Below are 17369 nucleotides of genomic sequence, written 5' to 3'. Positions count from 1 at the left end.
CGTTCATAACACACCTCTGGACCGTAATAATTCAGGTTGAGGTGAGGTAACACAAGAGCGTTAGGCTCCGGCGAAGCACACCAAAACGATGAAACGATCACAGTCAATTTCATATTTAATATTCCGAATCGCTTTAGAAGCGATATTCGGGAAGCTACTCGATACAGTGTCCATTAGGCTCTTATGTTGAGTTAAGAAAGGCCGCAACTTCCGGCCCGTGCAATTTACCCACGACATATAACATTGTCAATAAGTAAAGTGAGATTAAATGTTCTTATTTATATTTCAGATAGAATTTAGGATAAAGTTTCAGATAGCAATTTAGCAGAATAATAGTTTCTCAATATTTCCGCGTTAGTGTATTGAAGACAACCCGGCGGCAGCAATCCGCCAAGGGTCATACAAAAAGCATATCGCCATACAGTGTTTCCCTCTTATGCAGTAAAAAAACGCGCTTATATACTCGCGATATGCTGAGCTGGCCAAACATGGGATTAAAAATGCTTGCTGGAAAAAGAAGTCCACGGGACGCGATAAAGGTTTCAACCATTGGCAGCCGGGCGTGGCTGGTTGAGGCGCCGGGCAAATTCGACCTGCCTTCACAACGACGAATATGGTCCCTCGCGGCTTCACTGCGGCAGTGGACAGACGTTGAATCGCTGATCCCAGGCGTCACCAATCTGCTGGTGGTTTTCCGCCAGACGCCGATTGACTACGACGCCACCCTGCTGATGCTGCAAAATCAATGGCAGCAGGCGCAGGACGTGATGCCTGACGGGAAACTGATTGAAATTCCGGTAATTTACGGCGGTAAACATGCCACCGACCTTGAGGACGTTTGTCATCACAGTGGGCTTTCGGCCACCGAGGTCGTGCGTCGCCATCATCAGGCAACCTACACTGTTTTTGCCCTCGGCAGCGCCCCGGGTTTTGCCTATCTACACGGCCTTGACCCCGCCCTCGCCACGCCGAGGAAAAATATTCCCTCACTTAATATGCTTAAGGGTACCGTAACCATCGGCGGTGAACAGACCGGCGTTTCAGCGTTGACCGGTCCTAACGGCTGGAACGCCATCGGCTTCGCCGAGATTGACGTTTTTGACCCGACCGCAGAACCTCCTGCATTAATGACGCCGGGCGATACGGTTCGTTTTGTGCCCGCAAGGATTGAGCTGTGATTGAGATGATTAAAACGGGTGCGCTAAACACCGTACAGGATTTGGGTCGCAGAGAATTTCGCCATCTTGGCGTGTCGATTGCTGGCGTGATGGACCCGCTGGCGCTGCGTGCCGGCAATATTTTATTGGGCAACGATGAAAACGCGGCCGCAATAGAAATTCAACTCTTCCCCTTTCGGGTGCGTTTTTTAGGTGATACCAACATTGCCATCACGGGTGCAGACTGCCGCGCACGGCTAGATGGCGCAGAACTGCCGCCGTGGTGGGGCTGTTCGGTTAAAAAAGGACAAGAGCTGGAACTGTCTTTCCCTCGCCAGGGCGCACGCTGCTATCTGTGCGTCGCCGGAGGAATTGATGTGCCACTGGTGCTGGGCTCGCGCAGTACCGCCCTGCGCGGCAGCTTTGGCGGACACTGTGGAAGATCGCTGCAAACGGGCGACGTCCTTCCACTGGGGGAAACTCAGGCACCGCCGCTGTGCGCTGAGGGTGTAGGGATTGTGCCGCCGCAGATTGCCATGCCGGAGCTGTTTCCCAGCCGTGCCGACGGCGTGGTGCAACTGCGGGCTATTCCAGCCGGAGAGTACGCGCTTTTTTCGGCCGACCACGCACGCTTCTGGTCGCAGTGCTGGAAAGTCTCAGTGCACAGCAATCGCACCGGCTATCGCCTGTCCGGTGAGCCGATAATACCTTCGCAAACCCTCGAGATGCGCTCCTATGGGTTAGTGCCCGGCGTGGTGCAAGTCCCTCCGGCGGGAGAACCGATAGTGCAACTGAGTGATGCCAACACTGCCGGCGGCTATCCCAAAATAGCGGGTATTATTGAAGAGGATTTATGGCGGCTGGGGCAGGTTCAGGCCGGAGAGTCGATTCAACTCATTCAGTGCGATGCTCACGAAGCCATTCGCGTGGGTGATGAAATCAGGCTCTGGCTAAATCGCCTGTCTGTGCAGTCTGCCAGACTGCAGGTGAGCTAATAAAAAGGGACCCGCCAGGGTCCCGTTTTTCATTCTCTCTTCTATAAGGCTTATACCATGCTTTCGCAAAAAGCGGCGATGCGGTCGCAGCCTTCCTTGAGCATCTCCATGCTGGTGGCGTAAGAAAGACGGAAGTAAGGGCTCATGCCGTAGGCCGCTCCCTGCACAGTCACGACGTGTTTTTCTTCAATCAATGCCATCACAAAATCTGCATCGTTGTTAATCTTGCGGCCACCGGCAGTGGTCTTGCCGATAAAGGCGGCAATATTGGCGAACAGATAAAAAGCCCCCTGCGGCTTATGGCAACTCAGGCCTTCAAGGGTAGAAAGACGTTCAAGCACGTAATCACGGCGCTGACGATAAATCTCGGCACGCTCTTTAAGCAGGCTTTGCGGGCCATCGAGCACCGCCACGGCGGCAGCTTGCGTCAAGGTCGTCACCCCGCCGCTGTTTTGCGTATTCACATTACTCATGGCTTTAATCAGCTCTGTAGGTCCGCCGCAAAAGCCGAGACGCCAGCCGGTCATGGAGTAGGCCTTGGACACGCCGTTAACGGTCAATACGCGGTCAAACAGCCGCGGCTCCACCTCTGCCAGCGTGTAAAACGTCACCTCGTCATAAATGAGATGCTCATAGATGTCATCGGTCATTATCCACACGTTGGGATGGCGCAACATGACGTCGGCGATAGCCTGAATCTCGGCGCGGGTGGCCACAGAACCGGTTGGATTACTGGGATAATTCAATAACAACCATTTAGTTTTAGGCGTAATTGCCGCTTCTAAATCTGTAGGGTAAGGCTTAAAACCGTTCTCCTGCGGACAGGCGACAGGAACAGGCGTCCCCCCGGCAAACTTGACGATATCGGCATAGCTTATCCATGAAGGCGTCGGGATTATCACTTCATCCCCGGCATTAATGGTCGCCATCATGGCGTTAAAGATAATCTGCTTGGCTCCGCCGGCGGTAATTATCTGCGACACGTCGTAGTCAAGATTGTTATCACGCTTAAATTTACGCGCAATGGCCGCGCGCAGCGTTGGCGTACCGTCAGTCGGCGGATAACGCGTGTCACCGCCGAGCGCGGCGGCATAGGCAGCCTCAATCGCGTGCGGCGGCGTAGGGAAATCTGGCTCGCCGGTTGAGAGCGTAACCACGCTCACGCCCTGCGCAGCAAGGTCGCGCGCCTTTTGTGTCATAGCAACGGAGGCAGAAACAGTAACATTCTTCAAGCGATCGGCGATATCAGGCATGGTGCTGGGATTCCAAAGTCATAGCATCCGACTGCCGCGATGAAGGCGTGCCATCCAGTCTGGCGGCGGCGAAAGTCAGTGAGGGTTGAGGGAAGACCAAGTGTCCGACCTAGAGTAATGACAGCGGGACGCGGTAGCCAATAGCGCTTTGTTTTGAGGGTATAACACAAACCGATAGATGAGGCGTTTACTCAGCCATTGGGCACCCGTTGACGACACACTCGCAACACCAACTGCCGCAGCCAGCGGTGGGCCGGGTCAACCTCTGAGCGCGGATGCCACATTTGCGAAATAGTGATGATGTGGGTTTTTACCGGCAGCTCGAAAATGTAAAGCGCAGGTGCCTCACCTTGAGGTTGAATATTGACAAAAGAGGCAGGCACCAACGCCACCAGGTCGGACGCCCGAGCAACCGCTATAGCCGCGGAGAAGTTAGGGACTATCGCGGCAACCTTGCGTTGCAGACCCCGTTCGGCCAGCCCTTGATCCACCGGACCGGTTTTTTCTCCCCGCCGTGAGGCCACGACGTGTGCAAAGTCCACATACCGTTCGGCGGTCACCGTAGGGTAATCTTCAAACGGATGCCCTTTTCTGACCACGCCAACAAATCGGTCTCTAAATAGCGCCTGCAGCCGTATTTCTGGCCCCATCTCCCCGAGCACGCCTATTTCGAGACTCACCAGCCCTTCGCGCAGATATTTTGCACTTTTCTCCGGCTTTGGCATAAAACATAAACAGACTCCTGGAGCCTCTTTTGCCGCCGCCGCAATCAGCGCCGCGCCAAATGCCTGTACAAAACCATCGTTGGCACGCAGGGTAAAGGTTTGGCGCAGCGTCGATAAATCAAGCTCAACCAACTGAGGGTGAAGCACTGCCCGTGCCTCTGAAACAGCGCGCTGAGTGCGCTCGCGTATAGCTTCGGCATAGGGCGTCATCACCATATTCCGGCCTGCGCGCACCAGCAGCGGATCGCCCGTCACACTGCGCAGGCGGCCCAGCGTGCGGCTCATCGCCGAAGCGCTAAGATGTAAACGCCGCGCCGCGCCGGCCACGCTTGCTTCGGCCAGCAGCGCGTCGAGCGCAATGAGTAAGTTAAGGTCGGGTTCAGTCATCACTCATCGTATCCCTTGGTAGACAATCATGGAAGGCGTTTGATGCAGCTTATAAATGCAACCGTTGCGTCTTCCGCCCTATATCGAGGGTGACTATAGTCATTGCATTGCCAATCGGGTAATTAATAACTGAGGTTTTTTACAATGGTGTTATTTTCCGACCAACCTGGGGATGAAGGACTGCCCGGTCAACAGCGGCTTTTAGCCATGGCGGCCGTAATGACCACCACTACCATGGCAGTATTCGACGGCTCTATCGTCAACATTGCCCTGCCGCGAATTGCTCAATCGTTAAACGTTTCAGCATCTGACGCAGTATGGGTGGCTAATGGTTACCTGCTCTCTGCTGCCATGACGTTGGCAATTTTTGCCGCGTTAGCCAGTCGATTTGGCTTTCGTACCCTGTTTATTTTAGGTCTTATCGTGTTCACGCTGGCGTCTCTTGGCTGTGCCCTTTCCTCTTCGCTTGATATGTTGATCGGAATGCGACTGCTGCAGGGCATTGGCGGCGCAGCGACGCTGAGCATTGCGCCGGCTGTCCTTCGTCAGTCTTTCCCAAACCGTTTGCTGGGACGAATATTGGGGATCAATGCGCTATTGATTGCCACCTGTACCGCTGTCGCGCCCATTTTTGGCGGCACGCTATTAACGGTACTGGGATGGCAATGGCTGTTTGCCATTAATATTCCGCTGGGTGCGATGGCTATATTACTGGCACTTCGCGCCATTCCGGCAAATCGTCCACAGACTAAAGAGCCTTTCGATTTTGCCGGTGCACTGTTATCTGCCGTGGCGCTGGGTGCGCTGGTGATGGCCGCCAGTAGCTTTTCACACACTCAGAGCGAGGATGCAATGATGGCGGCAGCCGCTTATGGCGCAACGGCCGTGGTGGCCGGTTGGGCGTTTGTCTGGCAACAGCGTCGAGCCGTAAAGCCTTTGCTGCCGCTTGGAATGTTTGCGTCGGCGCGGTTTTCGCTGGCGGCGTTAACCTCTTTGTCTTCGTTTGTCGGTCAGGGGATCACTTTCGTGGCACTGCCGTTTCTGTTCCAAAGCGTTTATGGCTACAGTGCGTTTGGTTCAGCACTGCTTTTTACGCCTTGGCCGATAGGCATTATTCTGGCCGCGCCCTATGCGGGAAGGCTTTCAGATCGCTATTCACCGGCATTAATCTCAACCGTGGGATTGGGCCTCTTTACGCTCGGGCTGGTGCTGCTGGCAGTACTGCCAGACAACCCGGCCTACTGGGATATTGGTTTGCGCAGTTTGCTGTGCGGGATAGGATTCGGCTGTTTCCAAAGCCCCAACAATCGCGAAATGCTGTCCAACGTCTCACGGGAGAACAGCGGCTATGCGTCGGGCGTTTTGGCGATAATGCGCACGCTCGGCCAATGTCTTGGCGCGGCGTTGGTCGGCGTTATTCTTTCAATCTCTATGCATTCAGGCGGTGTATTTATCTCAAATGCGCTAACTGAAGCACAGGGCGTAAGCACGAGCCTGTGGGTGGCGGTGGCGGCAACCATTTTTGCCTTCATTATCAGCATAAATCGTCTGCGCAAGGCCAGGATCAGCGAAAGCGCCTAACTGAATCCGCCAGTTTTTGCGCACTAGCCAGCACGCTGCAGCCGACACTCACTAGACGACTGGTCTAGTGAGTGATATTATCGCTCGGATGTTGGAGGCCAAGGGCTTCACCAGCGTAGGGCTCAACGAGCTTCTGCAAACTGCCGGTGTGCCCAAAGGGTCGTTCTATCACTATTTCAAGTCAAAAGAACAATACGGCCAGGCACTGCTGGAGGACTACTTCCACAACTATGTTTCTGAACTCGAACTGATATTTTCCAACCTGGCCATCAGCGGGCGCGACCGGCTAATGTGCTACTGGCAAAACTGGCACGACCGCTACTCTTACGACATTACCTCAAACCAGTGTGAAGCGCTGGAGTGCCTGGTGGTGAAGCTTAGCGCCGAAGTGGCGGATCTCTCTGAAGGAATGCGCCTTACCCTGCGCGACGGCACCGCACTTTCTCAGGCAATGATTGCCACGCACGCCATCCTCAGCATCGATTGATTCAGTCATAAGGTCCGACCCCGTAAAACATCACGCGGCCCCTTTGCGCAGCGTGATGTTTAAAAGATCCTCAGTTCCCCACTGACCTGGATCACACTCCAGAAAGTATTACAAAAGTTTTGTTGCCCCTCGGCGCCCACCTCTCCTATACCTCTTAATGAACTGGATTCTTGAATTTATCATTTATTTTTACCTCGTTAAGGATTAGCGCGCTGAGTCTGACGTTGCCGAAAACGGCAGTAAAAGGAGGTCAACATGTTCAGTCAGGTAGAGAACTGCGGCGAACTTCGCGCGGAGAAAATCGATAAAATGCAGCAACTGACGGCCACGCCTGTGGTCATTGTCGGCGGCGGCATCAACGGCATCAGCACCTTCCGCGAACTGGCGCTGCAGGGCATTCCTGTGGTGATGATTGAACAGGGAGACTGGTGCCAGGCCGCCAGCGGTGCCCTCTCGCGGATGATCCACGGCGGACTGCGCTACCTCGAAACCGGTGAGTTTACCCTCGTCAAAGAGTCGGTTCAGGAGCGCGACCGGCTACTGAAAAACGCACCACACTATGTTCACCCCCTGCGCACAACGGTGCCCATCGACAGCTGGAGCGGCGGGTTGATTAATGCGGGTAAACGCTTTTTGCGCCTCAGCGAACGTCCCTCCCGTCGCGGCGCATTAATCATTAAGACCGGCCTATCAATGTACGACCTTTATACCCGTCAACACGGCTCAATGCCCCGCCACCAACTCAATAGCCAACGCGCAACGCAGCAGCGCTGGCCAGACTTCGCCCATTGGGTTAAATGCAGCGCCACGTATTATGACGCCTGGATAAGTCAGCCCGAGAGGTTGGGAATTGAGCTGATTAACGACGCCGAGCAGGCTAATCCACAAGCGCTGGGTTTAAATTATGTAAAACTCATCGCCAGCGATGGTGAGACCCTCACGTTGCAGGACACACTCAGCGGGCAGCAGTTTAGGCTACGTCCGCACGTGGTGGTCAACGCGACCGGAGCCTGGATAGACAGACTGAACAGTACGCTGGTACAGGGTCGGTCGGCTAAGAAACTGATTGGCGGTACTAAAGGGTCGCACCTGATAGTTCGCCATCCGCCGCTGCTGGCCGCCCTCAACGGTGAAATGGTTTATTACGAAAATCAGGAAGGTCGGGTTTGCATCATGTTTCCGTGGTTTGGCAACGTGCTAGTCGGCTCGACCGATATCCGCATTGATAATCCTGACGACGTGATTTGTGAAGCCGACGAGCAGCGCTACATCCTCGAATCACTGAAATTTATCTTTCCAGAGTTTACGATTAACGACAGCGACGTACTGTATACCTTCAGCGGCGTGCGCCCCCTGCCCGCCAGCGACAGCACGCTAAACGGTCGGATCTCGCGCAATCACTCTTTGGTTCTGCTGCCGCCAGAAGCCGGTCGCGACTATTCTACCCTGTGTCTGGTGGGCGGAAAGTGGACCACGTTTCGCCGATTTGGCGAGCAGGCGGCAGATAAAGTGTTAAACCTGCTTGGCGAAAAACGCCGAGTGTACACTGAAGATCTGGCTATCGGCGGCGGAAAAAATTACCCCGCCGACGAAAAAATGGCTGATTGGGTACAGCGTATTAGCCAGCAGACCGACCTGGGGAATGCGCGCATCAGTCAACTACTTACCCGTTACGGTACAGCCGCCGCCGACATTGCCGCGTTTATGACGCTTGACGCTGACAGTCCGCTCGAACACTTCCCTGAGTACAGCCGCAACGAGCTGCGTTATCTCATTCAGCATGAGCAGGTACAAACGCTCGAAGACCTGCTGGTGCGCCGAACGCCGATGGCGATTGGCGGACAACTGACCCAAGCGCGCGTGTCGGAAGTGGGTAAATTATTGGCTGCCGAACTTGGCTGGGACTCGGCGAGCAGCGCCCAACATCTGCAAACAACGCTTTCACGCCTTGCCAGCCTTCACGGGCTGACCGGGCTTTACCCTACGCATCTCAATGAGGGCCATCTTCATGTCAGCAACGAATAAGGTCAGACTTAACCGTTTATTTACTAACGGAAAGTGTCTGGATGTCGCTATCGACCACGGCATTGCCAACGAGCCAGACTTTCTGATTGGGTTGGAGGACATCAGCAGCGTGATGACCAGCCTGATTGCCGCACAGCCGGATGCCATTCAGGTCAACTACGGGCAAGCAGATTTATTGCAGTATGCGGCACAGAAAAAACCGGCACTGGTTATGCGCACAGACGTAGGTAATGCCTATAACGCCGCGCGCCACCGCGAAATGTGGGCAGTATTGCACAATCCCGATGCGCCTATTCTCGCCGCCCTACAAATGGATGCCGCCGCCGTGGTCGTGAACCTGTACATGATCCCCGACGAACCCGGCATTTTCCGCCAGTGTGTCGAAAACATTGGTCGCCTGCGCCACGCCTGTGAAAAATACGCCATGCCGCTGATGGTTGAACCCTTGGTCATGGCCCCCGCCGGCCAGGGTGCCGCCTATGGATCGCTCGGCGACGTCAGCAGAATTGTGCCATTAGTGAGACTGGCGCGCGAATTAGGGGCCGACATTATCAAGGCCGACCCGACCGAAAACGTCGAAGATTTTCATCTCGTGGTCGAGGCGGCACGCTGCCCAACGCTGGTGCGCGGCGGCGGCAAAGGGGAACTTTCTGCCGTGCTGGACAAAACCGCCGCGCTCATGGCGCAGGGCGCGTCGGGCATGGTCTATGGCCGCAACGTGTATCAGCACAGCAATCCTTCACAGGTGGTCAAGGCGCTGATGGCTATCATTCATCAGGGCGCGAGCGGCGCCGACGCGCTGGAAATTTATCAGCGCTACTGATGAAATTTCCCCCTCGTTATTGTCGTGGAGTCACGCTATGAGTCAATGCCTGTTGGGGATCGACGCGGGTAATACCATGATTAAAGCGGTGCTGTTTGACCTGCAGGGCAGAGTGCTGTCTGTCGCGGAATGTGCAGGCGAAACCCACCAGCCGCAGCCGGGTTTCGCCGAGCGGCCGCTTGAGGATATTTACCACGGCGTAACGCGCGCTATCCGCGACTGTCTCGCTCAGGCAGCGCAGCATAACTTGCAGGTGATTGCGGTCGGTGCCGCCGGTCACGGTAACGGACTTTATGCGCTCGACAAACAGCGTCGGCCGCTGCTGGGGATCCAGTCTATCGATCATCGCGCCGCTGCCCGCGTGCACGAGCTGGAAACTGACGGCAGCGACCATGCTATCTATCAGCGCTCCTTGCAAAAACCCTGGCCCGCTGCCACGCCAATCCTCTTAAGCTGGCTCAAACGCCACCGGTTCGACCTTTATCACCAATTGGGACACGTGCTGTTTGCCAAAGACGTTATCGTCCATTTTCTCAGCGGTGAAATCTCTGGCGACTATTCGGACGCCGCCGGAGCTGGCCTGCTTTATTACGCCCATAGAAATTATGACTCCGAGCTGATGGCGTTGTATGACATCGCCGACGCCCTGCCTTTACTGCCGCCGCTGCATGAATCCTGTGAAGTGGTCGGTACGGTGACCCAAAAAGCCGCCGCGCTGACCGGCCTGACCGTGGGAACACCGATAGTTGCCGGCATTTTCGACGTCGTTGCCAGCGCGGTCGGTTCTGGCGTAGTCAACACCGGCGAGGCCTCCATTGTCGCGGGAACCTGGAGCATTAATCAGGTGGTGGTTGATAAACCGGACTATTTACGGCCAGTCTTTATGAATTCGGTCATTGAATGCGACCGCTATATGGCAATTGAAGCCAGCGCCACCTCGGCGGCCAATCTTGACTGGTTCCTGCGCGAGTTTGACGACGGTCGAGCGGGACAGGGTGCCACGCGCAGCAGTGACATTGTCGCCAGCGTAACACCCAATAATCAGTTACCTATCTATCACCCTTATCTTTACTCGAGTCGCAAAGCAGGGCCTGCCAAGGCCGGTTTCTATGGTCTCGGCGGATGGCACACCCGCGCTGATATGCTCTATGCGTTGTTTGAAGGGGTCATCTTTGCCCATCGCGCGCACATCGACAGGCTGCGCGCGGCGGGCATAGCGTTTGAACAGGCGACACTCTCCGGCGGCGCAGCGCGCAGCAGCATCTGGCCGCAGATGTTTGCCGACGTACTGGGCATTCCAATACGCGTAACCCGCTGCAAAGAGACCGGTGCCCTAGGCGCCGCAATTTGTGCTGGGGTGGGCGTGGGGATTTGGTCGAATTTGTCGACAGGCGTGGCACAGGTCGTCACCGTCAGCCCGCAGCCGCTTCTGCCCAGAGCCGAACTGTTGGCGTTTCACGAACCGCGCTATCGGCTATTTAAAAAACTCGAGACGGTAATGAGCGACATTTGGCAGGCAGAAGAAAACGCTGACCGAACCTAAGCTAATCGTGCTCAGCAACATTGTGCGGAATATAGGGCGCTTCAAGGGTGTGTATTTCTTCTGCGGTCAGAACCAGACTGCTTGCGGCGGCGGCATCATCAAGACGGCTGACACCTCTAAACCTGAATGACCTAACTTCAACGTTCTCATCTGCATCTCATTCTTTTATGAGTCATTATCGGGCAACGTGCCGATTCTTAAATTTAATTTATACAACACGGCCATCGATCACAAGACGTACCGGCAAGGTGCATGTTCTGGCGAGTAGCCAGGTACGTTTCGACATTTATCTCCGTCATCATCGGTTCATTATTTAATCTGTTGCTGCTCTTGGATTAGACCCTTAGCAAATTTTTGTCGAACAAAAGCGCGGTGATAGCTGTACAGATTGTGATAGCGTTTGATCTGCTAGCAATTCTTGCTCCGTGGATGCCGTGCTGCGTCGCCTTGCCGTGAATATCACAATAAAACAGGTTCTCTTTTGCAGGAGTCATGATGTCTCAGTCTTACGATTTTAATGTCGCTTACCCTACTCTGCGCCCAAGCATGATGGGTGCCAATGCTGTATCTGCCTCTCAGCCTCTGGCCGCTCAGGCAGGAATGCGCATGCTGATGCTCGGCGGTAACGCCGTGGATGCCGCCGTGGCCACTGCGATGGCGCTGACCGTGGTTGAACCGAGCGGCTGCGGCGTGGGCAGTGATGCGTTTGCTATCGTTTGGGACGGCAAGGAGATGCACGCCCTGAATGCCTCTGGCCGCTCACCCGCTGCCTGGACTGCCGAATATTTCGCCGACCAAGACGCCGTGCCGACATACGGTTGGAACTCGGTTAGCGTCCCCGGCGCCGTGTCGGCCTGGGTCGAGCTGGCGAAAAAATTCGGCACGCTGCCGCTGACTACGCTGGCTCAACCGGCTATCGACTACGCGCGTCACGGTTTCCCGGTTTCACCGCTGATCGACCGCCTGTGGAAAATAGCGGCCAAAAAGCTTGCCGACCAACCCGGCTTTAGCGAATGTTTTATCCCCAATGGCGCAGCGCCCGAAATTGGCGAAATCTTCCGTAATCCAGCGCTGGCCGACACGCTGGAGCTGATTGCCAAAACCAAAGGTGAGGCTTTTTATCGTGGCGAGCTGGCAGAAAAAATCATTGCCCACTGCCGCGAATTTGGCGGTGCTATGACCCTCGACGATCTGGCAAATCATAAAGTTGACTGGGTGGAGACTATGACCCAATCCTTCGCCGGGGGCACCGTGCACGAACTGCCGCCTAACGGACAGGGTATCGCCACACTGATTGCGTTGGGTATATTAGAAAAACTGGATTTCGGCTCTCAGCCGGTCGACTCGGTACAGACGCTGCACCTGTCGATTGAGGCGATGAAACTGGCTCTCGCCGACCTCGACCAGCACATTGCCGACGTTGATCACATGCATTTCAGCCCCGAGCACCTGCTCAGCGACGAATATTTGCAACAGCGGGCCAGCCTGATTGATCCCCTGCGTGCCAGCGATGTCACGTACGGTTCACCGAAGCCCGGCGGCACGGTATATCTCACCACCGCCGATGCCAGCGGCATGATGGTGTCGTTTATTCAGTCTAACTACATGGGCTTTGGGTCTGGCATTGTGGTGCCCGGCACCGGTATTAGCATGCAGAACCGCGGCTGCGGCTTTGTGCTCAACCCGGCGCATGCCAACTGCGTCGCGCCTAACAAGCGCCCGTTTACCACCATTATTCCAGCTTTTGCCACCGACGGCGATGGCAAGCCGCTGATGTCATTTGGGCTGATGGGCGGCCCAATGCAGGCTCAGGGACATTTGCAGTTGGCGATTCGCATTATGCTTTATGGGCAAAATCCGCAGGCGGCTATCGATGCTCCGCGCTGGCGGGTGATTGAAGGCCGTAAGGTCGCCATTGAATCGACGCTGGATACCAACACACTGGCAGCGCTGCGAGCAATGGGCCACGACCTGCAGGTTGAAGACCCGCTGCAGGGCCACAGCTTTGGCGGCGCACAGGTGATCGTTCGTCACCCCGAGGGGCATTATCTGGCCGCCAGCGAGTCGCGTAAAGACGGGCAGGCGCTGGTGATGTAAATCCTCAAGATGTGACAGCGCTTCAACTTTCCCGCTTAAGGCGCTGTAATTTCCCCCACGCTATATATAAAAATGAAACATCGTTCTATAAATGAAGGATGTTTCTTTTTTTATTAATAAGCATGGAGAAAAATAATGACCGCTTCCCTATTTTACGGCGTGATCCCTCCGGTTCCTACCCTTTTTGACCACAACGAACGGCTCGACAAAGAAGCGATGAAACGCCTGATTGATTTCACAATCGCTGGCGGCGTCAATGGGCTATTTTTTCTGGGCAGCGCCGGTGAATTTGCGCATATGTCCGAGGCACTACGCCATGAAGTTGCCACGTTTTGCACCGCGTACGTCAACAAACGCGTACCAGTATTGATAGGCGCGGCGCATCCAGGCACTGAGGCAACGCTTGCCTTTGCCCAGCATGCCAAAAATGCCGGTGCCGACGGCGTGGTGGTGGTCAATCCCTATTACAACCCGCTGTCGGATGAAAACATTTATCTGCACTACAGCTATTTGGCCGAAAACCTCGACCTGCCGATAATGATTTATAACTTCCCCGCGCTCACAGGGCAGTCTATCCCGGTGGCGGTTATCAAAAAGTTGGCGGAAAATTATCACAACATCGTAGGACTCAAAGACACTGTCGACAGCCTTAATCACCTCCGCGAGACGATTCAGGCAGTGTTACCGGTGAGAGCGGATTTTGCAGTATTCGCCGGCTATGACGAATACCTCTTTGGTACGCTGATTCTGGGCGGTGCGGGAGCTATTCCTGCCAGCGCCAATTTTGCACCGCAAATTACCTGCGGCATCTATCAGGCCTGGTGTGACAAAGATTTCAGTAAAGCAGTGGAATGGCAGCAGCGCCTTTCGTGGTTACCGCCGCTGTACGCAGTAGACGTGCCGTTTTATAACGTCATAAAATATGCCATCAGTCTGGTTGGCGTTGAGGTGCAGGTAAACGCTTTACGCCCTGCCCAGCCGTTAAGCGATGACAAAAAGTCGCAGGTAAGGCACATCTTGCAGCAGGCGAACCTGCTTTAGTCTTGCACGATTATTAAGCGCAAAATAGCCACCAATGCCAATACAAATAGAAATCATTATTATTTCTGTTGGGATTTAGATACTCTTCGGTATCTATGATTTATCTTTAACGTATTGGCTGATTTTATTAAACCTGACTATGCAGACACTTTTCGATAGCTTTCGTGGCGGCCCGCTGCCTTGGGTTGCGGATCAGCTGAAGTTTATGTCTCCCGACGTAACGGATGCCCTTCCCTTAAGCCTGCTGACGACCGAGCAGGGCTGTGCCAGTTTGCTTGAGCGCTATTTAACATTTCACGCCGAAGATGCGGGCCACACGGACAAACGCCGTGCGCGTATTTCAATGTGGTCGCAGTGGTATTTTGCCTACTTGCTGCCAACCTGGGTGATCGTTTCGTTAAGCCACAACTGGCAACTGCCTATCCGTCCCGAGCAGCTGTTTTTAAGTCTGCAGCAGGAAGGCCTGCCCTCGCAGATTTATCTGCGGGGTGAAGGAACAGCGTTTACCCCGAGCGTTGAGGCGCCACTGCTGCGTTTCGAAGAGATGATTGAACAACACCTGCGTCCCGTTTGTCAGGCGATGGCTGACCTCTCGGGGCTAAAGCCCAGCATTTACTGGGGTAATGCGGCGGTTCGCGTGGGCTGGGGAATACAGCAGGCTGAGTTGGTTAAGGCCGATATTAGCGAAGGCAAAGCGTTACTGGATGCAAGAGAACTTTCGGCAGGAAGAAAAAATCCGCTGTTTCAGCCACTGCGCCCAGAAAATCCGCACGACCCTGAAAGCCCACTTTTTCGCCGCCAGTGCTGCCTGCGCCACGAATTGCCGGACATTGCCATGTGCCCGTCCTGCCCGCTGCTGCTAGCCGAAAAACGCCGCCGAATCCCCACTGCATAAGCGATTAGCAGGCAATTTATCGCCCGATACCTTCTGTTTGGCTTAACTTAGTTGAAAAAATGATTGGATCTTAGCGACAGAAAAATATAGTAATTAGGTTATATATAGACCAACGAGACTGTCACGAGGTAACAATTATGACAACACGTAAGCCTGACGATCGCTCTGCCTGGTACTCAACCTCCGCGTTGAAGACCAATTTAAGCGATCTGAACTCGCTGGCCTCAGGCGTGCTCAGCACTCTGTCGCAACCTGTCAATCTGGTATGGAACCACATCACCGGCAAGCAAGAGCCACTCAGAGCCAAAATTGTTCATCGCTATGCGGTGCCCTCTTCGCGCACCATCAGCGTTGCAGAGGGCTTTTTCGGGTTTATTCCGATCGAGTCTTATGAAAACGAAAAATACATTTTGGAAGTGGCCTATGGTGACCAGCAGTATCAGGTCGAAGTTCCGCGCGCTTACTACCAAAATAGCAGCATTGGCGACGGCATTGATATCCATACGCTGTAGCGTTAACCACAACGCCTTGCGCGCCAGGGATTGGCGGCAAAAATCTTTTCAGACATGTCGGTTATCAACCTGCTTAAAAAACTGTTAAATAATTGGAATATAACGGGCAAAGTTTTTATCCGTTAGTGATCATTATGAAACATATTCATATTATTAGGATTTCTGGCCATTTCTAACGCATGTCTCATGTGCGCTTCACGACTCCCCGAATAACCTCGGCCAAGCCCCAAGTCAAGTCTAAACCAGCCCGCGACGCCACCGGTCAGCGCCAGTGCGCCAATAGTGCCGACGAGCAGCACTTTAGACAATGCGACTCTTGATGGAGCCTGGGGTACCTGCTCTATCTTTGATTCATCTTCTATCGTAAGGACCGCATCCTTTATCCCCTGCTGTTGGTTGCTGGCGCGAATTTCACCCATTGTCGAGGTGATGTTTTCAGAAGCGGGAGGCGGAAAGCTAAATGTCTTCATCTCTAAATTATTGTTGTTAATATCTACGATTGCCTCTGACGCCACTGAAATTGCAGTCGTGTTGTTTAATGCTGCTTTGCTGTAAAAACAGCTAGGCACTCCCAGTGTTACGTCCATGATATTCGGCATAAATTTCTCCATAAAAATGAAAAAAGAGTACGCCGTACCAATAGGTTCAACATTGATATTGATCATTAATAAATATCACAAAACGAGCATTCTGAAGGGAAGAAAAGACCGGGGATTATGTTTTTACATAACTGAGTCGTTGAACACGCTGAATCGCTTCCTGCATCTGTTGCTGGGTGATTTCTGTCGGCATATTCGCCATATCGGGCGCACGTAAACTTCTTTCGATGATGAGATTAATATCCGCATCGTTAAGATCTGAATTAATTTCGTTTAGATGTACCGGAATAGCGCTGGCGCGTGCGAGAGACAGTGCTGCCAGCAGTTCTTCATCACTGCGGTTTTCCAGCGCCAATAAACAGAGATTACCGAATCCCACCAGCAGTCCGTGGGCGACGTGGCGCGTTTTATCACAGGCGGTAAATCCGTCGTACAGCGCGTGAGCCGCCCCAGTGTGCGCGCCGTTGCTCATTATTGACGTGAGACCGGCGTAAAGAAAAATAGCATCGAGCACCTGCTCCAGAGCAAGGTTGGCTTGCCCCTGTCGGATAGCCTGACAGGCATCGGCGGCGTAGTGTTTTATCAGCGTGAAACAGAGTTCGCTGTTGGTGCGCGCAACGCCTGAAAGTCCCGATAGCGTATTCATATCACTAATGGCTCGATACTCATACCACTTGGCGAGGGTATCGCCGAGTCCTGCAGACAACCAATGCAGCGGCGAAGTCGCCAGCAAATCGGCGTCAATCACCACGGCGGCAGGCCCGTAGGCCAAAGGGAACATATCGCGAAACTGGCCGTTTTGATGATAGCGAAAAGCCAAGGGAGTGATCGCAGAACAGGTTCCGGCAATGCTGGGTAAGGTGACAAGCGGAATATTGCACAACACGCCAGCGGCTTTTGCCGTATCAAGCGCCCTGCCGCCGCCGGTGGCAATCACGACTTCGACGCCCTGACGTTTAAGCCTGTCGGCCAGCTGTTTAATTTCCTCTTCACAGCACGTGCCGCTCAGGGTGTCATGACCTAGATAGCTGACCATTTGCTGGTCTAGCTGATCGGCCACTTTCTCCTCGACGCTGGCAATGCCGCGTGCTCCCCCCACCAATAACGCACGCTGCCCGAGGCGGCCACATACGGCACCAAGATGGTGGATAGCGCCGCGGCCGCGCAGCACGCTGGCAGGAAAAACGAGTCGATGAGTAAACATACTGCTCCAAAAGGAGAAATAACCATTCAAACAGTATGGAAGAAG

16 protein-coding genes are annotated in these 17369 nt (G+C 54.2%); 12 read left to right on the top strand and 4 right to left on the bottom strand.

What is annotated here, in order from left to right; genetic code table 11:
• The first annotated feature begins 500 nt into the window (after positions 1-500).
• Positions 501-1178 carry a 5-oxoprolinase subunit PxpB gene (gene pxpB, locus GA565_RS10150; protein ID WP_226950939.1) on the top strand — a complete coding sequence of 226 codons (678 nt, stop codon included), beginning with the start codon at positions 501-503 and terminating at the stop codon, positions 1176-1178.
• Between the two features lie 5 nt (positions 1179-1183).
• Entirely contained in the window at positions 1184-2152 is a 969-nt protein-coding gene (locus GA565_RS10145; RefSeq protein WP_370518095.1) for a biotin-dependent carboxyltransferase family protein, read from the top strand.
• 50 nt (positions 2153-2202) lie between these two features.
• Here GA565_RS10145 and GA565_RS10140 read toward each other — a convergent pair whose 3' ends face one another.
• Positions 2203-3405, bottom strand: a complete 1203-nt coding sequence (locus tag GA565_RS10140; protein ID WP_152198352.1) for a pyridoxal phosphate-dependent aminotransferase — start codon at positions 3403-3405, stop codon at positions 2203-2205.
• Between the two features lie 191 nt (positions 3406-3596).
• Positions 3597-4517, bottom strand: coding sequence for a LysR family transcriptional regulator (locus tag GA565_RS10135; RefSeq protein ID WP_152198351.1), 921 nt, complete (start codon positions 4515-4517; stop codon positions 3597-3599).
• Positions 4518-4661: 144 nt separating this feature from the next.
• On the opposite strand from GA565_RS10135, the gene GA565_RS10130 reads away from it, so the two are divergent.
• From GA565_RS10130 to GA565_RS10080, 10 genes are all read left to right on the top strand, one after another.
• Positions 4662-6098, top strand: a complete 1437-nt coding sequence (locus GA565_RS10130; RefSeq protein ID WP_152198350.1) for an MFS transporter — start codon at positions 4662-4664, stop codon at positions 6096-6098.
• Positions 6099-6165: 67 nt separating this feature from the next.
• Positions 6166-6585 carry a TetR/AcrR family transcriptional regulator gene (locus tag GA565_RS10125; RefSeq protein WP_226950938.1) on the top strand — a complete coding sequence of 140 codons (420 nt, stop codon included), beginning with the start codon at positions 6166-6168 and terminating at the stop codon, positions 6583-6585.
• Positions 6586-6840: 255 nt separating this feature from the next.
• Entirely contained in the window at positions 6841-8610 is a 1770-nt protein-coding gene (locus GA565_RS10120) for a glycerol-3-phosphate dehydrogenase/oxidase (protein ID WP_152198349.1), read from the top strand.
• Positions 8594-9433, top strand: a complete 840-nt coding sequence (locus tag GA565_RS10115; RefSeq protein ID WP_055770809.1) for a class I fructose-bisphosphate aldolase — start codon at positions 8594-8596, stop codon at positions 9431-9433. The genes GA565_RS10120 and GA565_RS10115 overlap by 17 nt, the downstream gene beginning before the upstream one ends.
• 37 nt (positions 9434-9470) lie before the next feature.
• Positions 9471-10976, top strand: coding sequence for an FGGY-family carbohydrate kinase (locus GA565_RS10110; RefSeq protein ID WP_152198348.1), 1506 nt, complete (start codon positions 9471-9473; stop codon positions 10974-10976).
• Between the two features lie 354 nt (positions 10977-11330).
• Positions 11331-11432, top strand: coding sequence for a hypothetical protein (locus GA565_RS24945; protein WP_324187990.1), 102 nt, complete (start codon positions 11331-11333; stop codon positions 11430-11432).
• 39 nt (positions 11433-11471) lie between these two features.
• On the top strand, positions 11472-13073 hold the full coding sequence (locus GA565_RS10095; protein WP_152198347.1) for a gamma-glutamyltransferase family protein: 1602 nt from the start codon (positions 11472-11474) through the stop codon (positions 13071-13073).
• Positions 13074-13208: 135 nt separating this feature from the next.
• Positions 13209-14114: a dihydrodipicolinate synthase family protein gene (locus GA565_RS10090; RefSeq protein WP_152198346.1), complete on the top strand. Its 906-nt coding sequence runs from the start codon at positions 13209-13211 to the stop codon at positions 14112-14114.
• 139 nt (positions 14115-14253) lie between these two features.
• The gene (gene fhuF / locus GA565_RS10085; protein ID WP_152198345.1) at positions 14254-15009 is read left to right on the top strand and encodes a siderophore-iron reductase FhuF; all 756 of its coding nucleotides are present in this window, start codon (positions 14254-14256) and stop codon (positions 15007-15009) included.
• A 137-nt stretch (positions 15010-15146) separates the two neighbouring features.
• The gene (locus tag GA565_RS10080; RefSeq protein ID WP_084983251.1) at positions 15147-15521 is read left to right on the top strand and encodes a hypothetical protein; all 375 of its coding nucleotides are present in this window, start codon (positions 15147-15149) and stop codon (positions 15519-15521) included.
• 122 nt (positions 15522-15643) lie between these two features.
• Here GA565_RS10080 and GA565_RS10075 read toward each other — a convergent pair whose 3' ends face one another.
• Positions 15644-16186 (bottom strand): hypothetical protein, encoded by a 543-nt coding sequence (locus GA565_RS10075; protein WP_152198344.1) that lies wholly within the window; start codon positions 16184-16186, stop codon positions 15644-15646.
• 49 nt (positions 16187-16235) lie between these two features.
• On the bottom strand, positions 16236-17324 hold the full coding sequence (locus tag GA565_RS10070; RefSeq protein ID WP_152198343.1) for an iron-containing alcohol dehydrogenase family protein: 1089 nt from the start codon (positions 17322-17324) through the stop codon (positions 16236-16238).
• Positions 17325-17369 lie beyond the last annotated feature (45 nt).

The sequence above is a fragment of the Rouxiella sp. S1S-2 genome, from assembly GCF_009208105.1.
In the GTDB taxonomy this organism is placed as follows: domain Bacteria; phylum Pseudomonadota; class Gammaproteobacteria; order Enterobacterales; family Enterobacteriaceae; genus Rouxiella.
The sequence above is the reverse complement of the archived record's forward strand: the minus strand, read 5'-3'. Positions and strand labels throughout refer to the sequence as shown.

Bases quoted from the DNA above. Each gene is read 5' to 3' on its own strand.
- GA565_RS10070 (WP_152198343.1), bottom strand. From the start codon at position 17,324: ATGTTTACTCATCGACTCGTTTTTCCTGCCAGCGTGCTGCGCGGCCGC.
- fhuF (WP_152198345.1), top strand. From the start codon at position 14,254: ATGCAGACACTTTTCGATAGCTTTCGTGGCGGCCCGCTGCCTTGGGTT.
- GA565_RS10080 (WP_084983251.1), top strand. From the start codon at position 15,147: ATGACAACACGTAAGCCTGACGATCGCTCTGCCTGGTACTCAACCTCC.
- GA565_RS10140 (WP_152198352.1), bottom strand. From the start codon at position 3,405: ATGCCTGATATCGCCGATCGCTTGAAGAATGTTACTGTTTCTGCCTCC.
- GA565_RS10130 (WP_152198350.1), top strand. From the start codon at position 4,662: ATGGTGTTATTTTCCGACCAACCTGGGGATGAAGGACTGCCCGGTCAA.
- GA565_RS10090 (WP_152198346.1), top strand. From the start codon at position 13,209: ATGACCGCTTCCCTATTTTACGGCGTGATCCCTCCGGTTCCTACCCTT.
- GA565_RS10075 (WP_152198344.1), bottom strand. From the start codon at position 16,186: ATGATCAATATCAATGTTGAACCTATTGGTACGGCGTACTCTTTTTTC.
- GA565_RS10110 (WP_152198348.1), top strand. From the start codon at position 9,471: ATGAGTCAATGCCTGTTGGGGATCGACGCGGGTAATACCATGATTAAA.
- GA565_RS10135 (WP_152198351.1), bottom strand. From the start codon at position 4,517: ATGACTGAACCCGACCTTAACTTACTCATTGCGCTCGACGCGCTGCTG.
- GA565_RS10120 (WP_152198349.1), top strand. From the start codon at position 6,841: ATGTTCAGTCAGGTAGAGAACTGCGGCGAACTTCGCGCGGAGAAAATC.
- pxpB (WP_226950939.1), top strand. From the start codon at position 501: ATGCTTGCTGGAAAAAGAAGTCCACGGGACGCGATAAAGGTTTCAACC.
- GA565_RS10115 (WP_055770809.1), top strand. From the start codon at position 8,594: ATGTCAGCAACGAATAAGGTCAGACTTAACCGTTTATTTACTAACGGA.
- GA565_RS10145 (WP_370518095.1), top strand. From the start codon at position 1,184: ATGATTAAAACGGGTGCGCTAAACACCGTACAGGATTTGGGTCGCAGA.
- GA565_RS10095 (WP_152198347.1), top strand. From the start codon at position 11,472: ATGTCTCAGTCTTACGATTTTAATGTCGCTTACCCTACTCTGCGCCCA.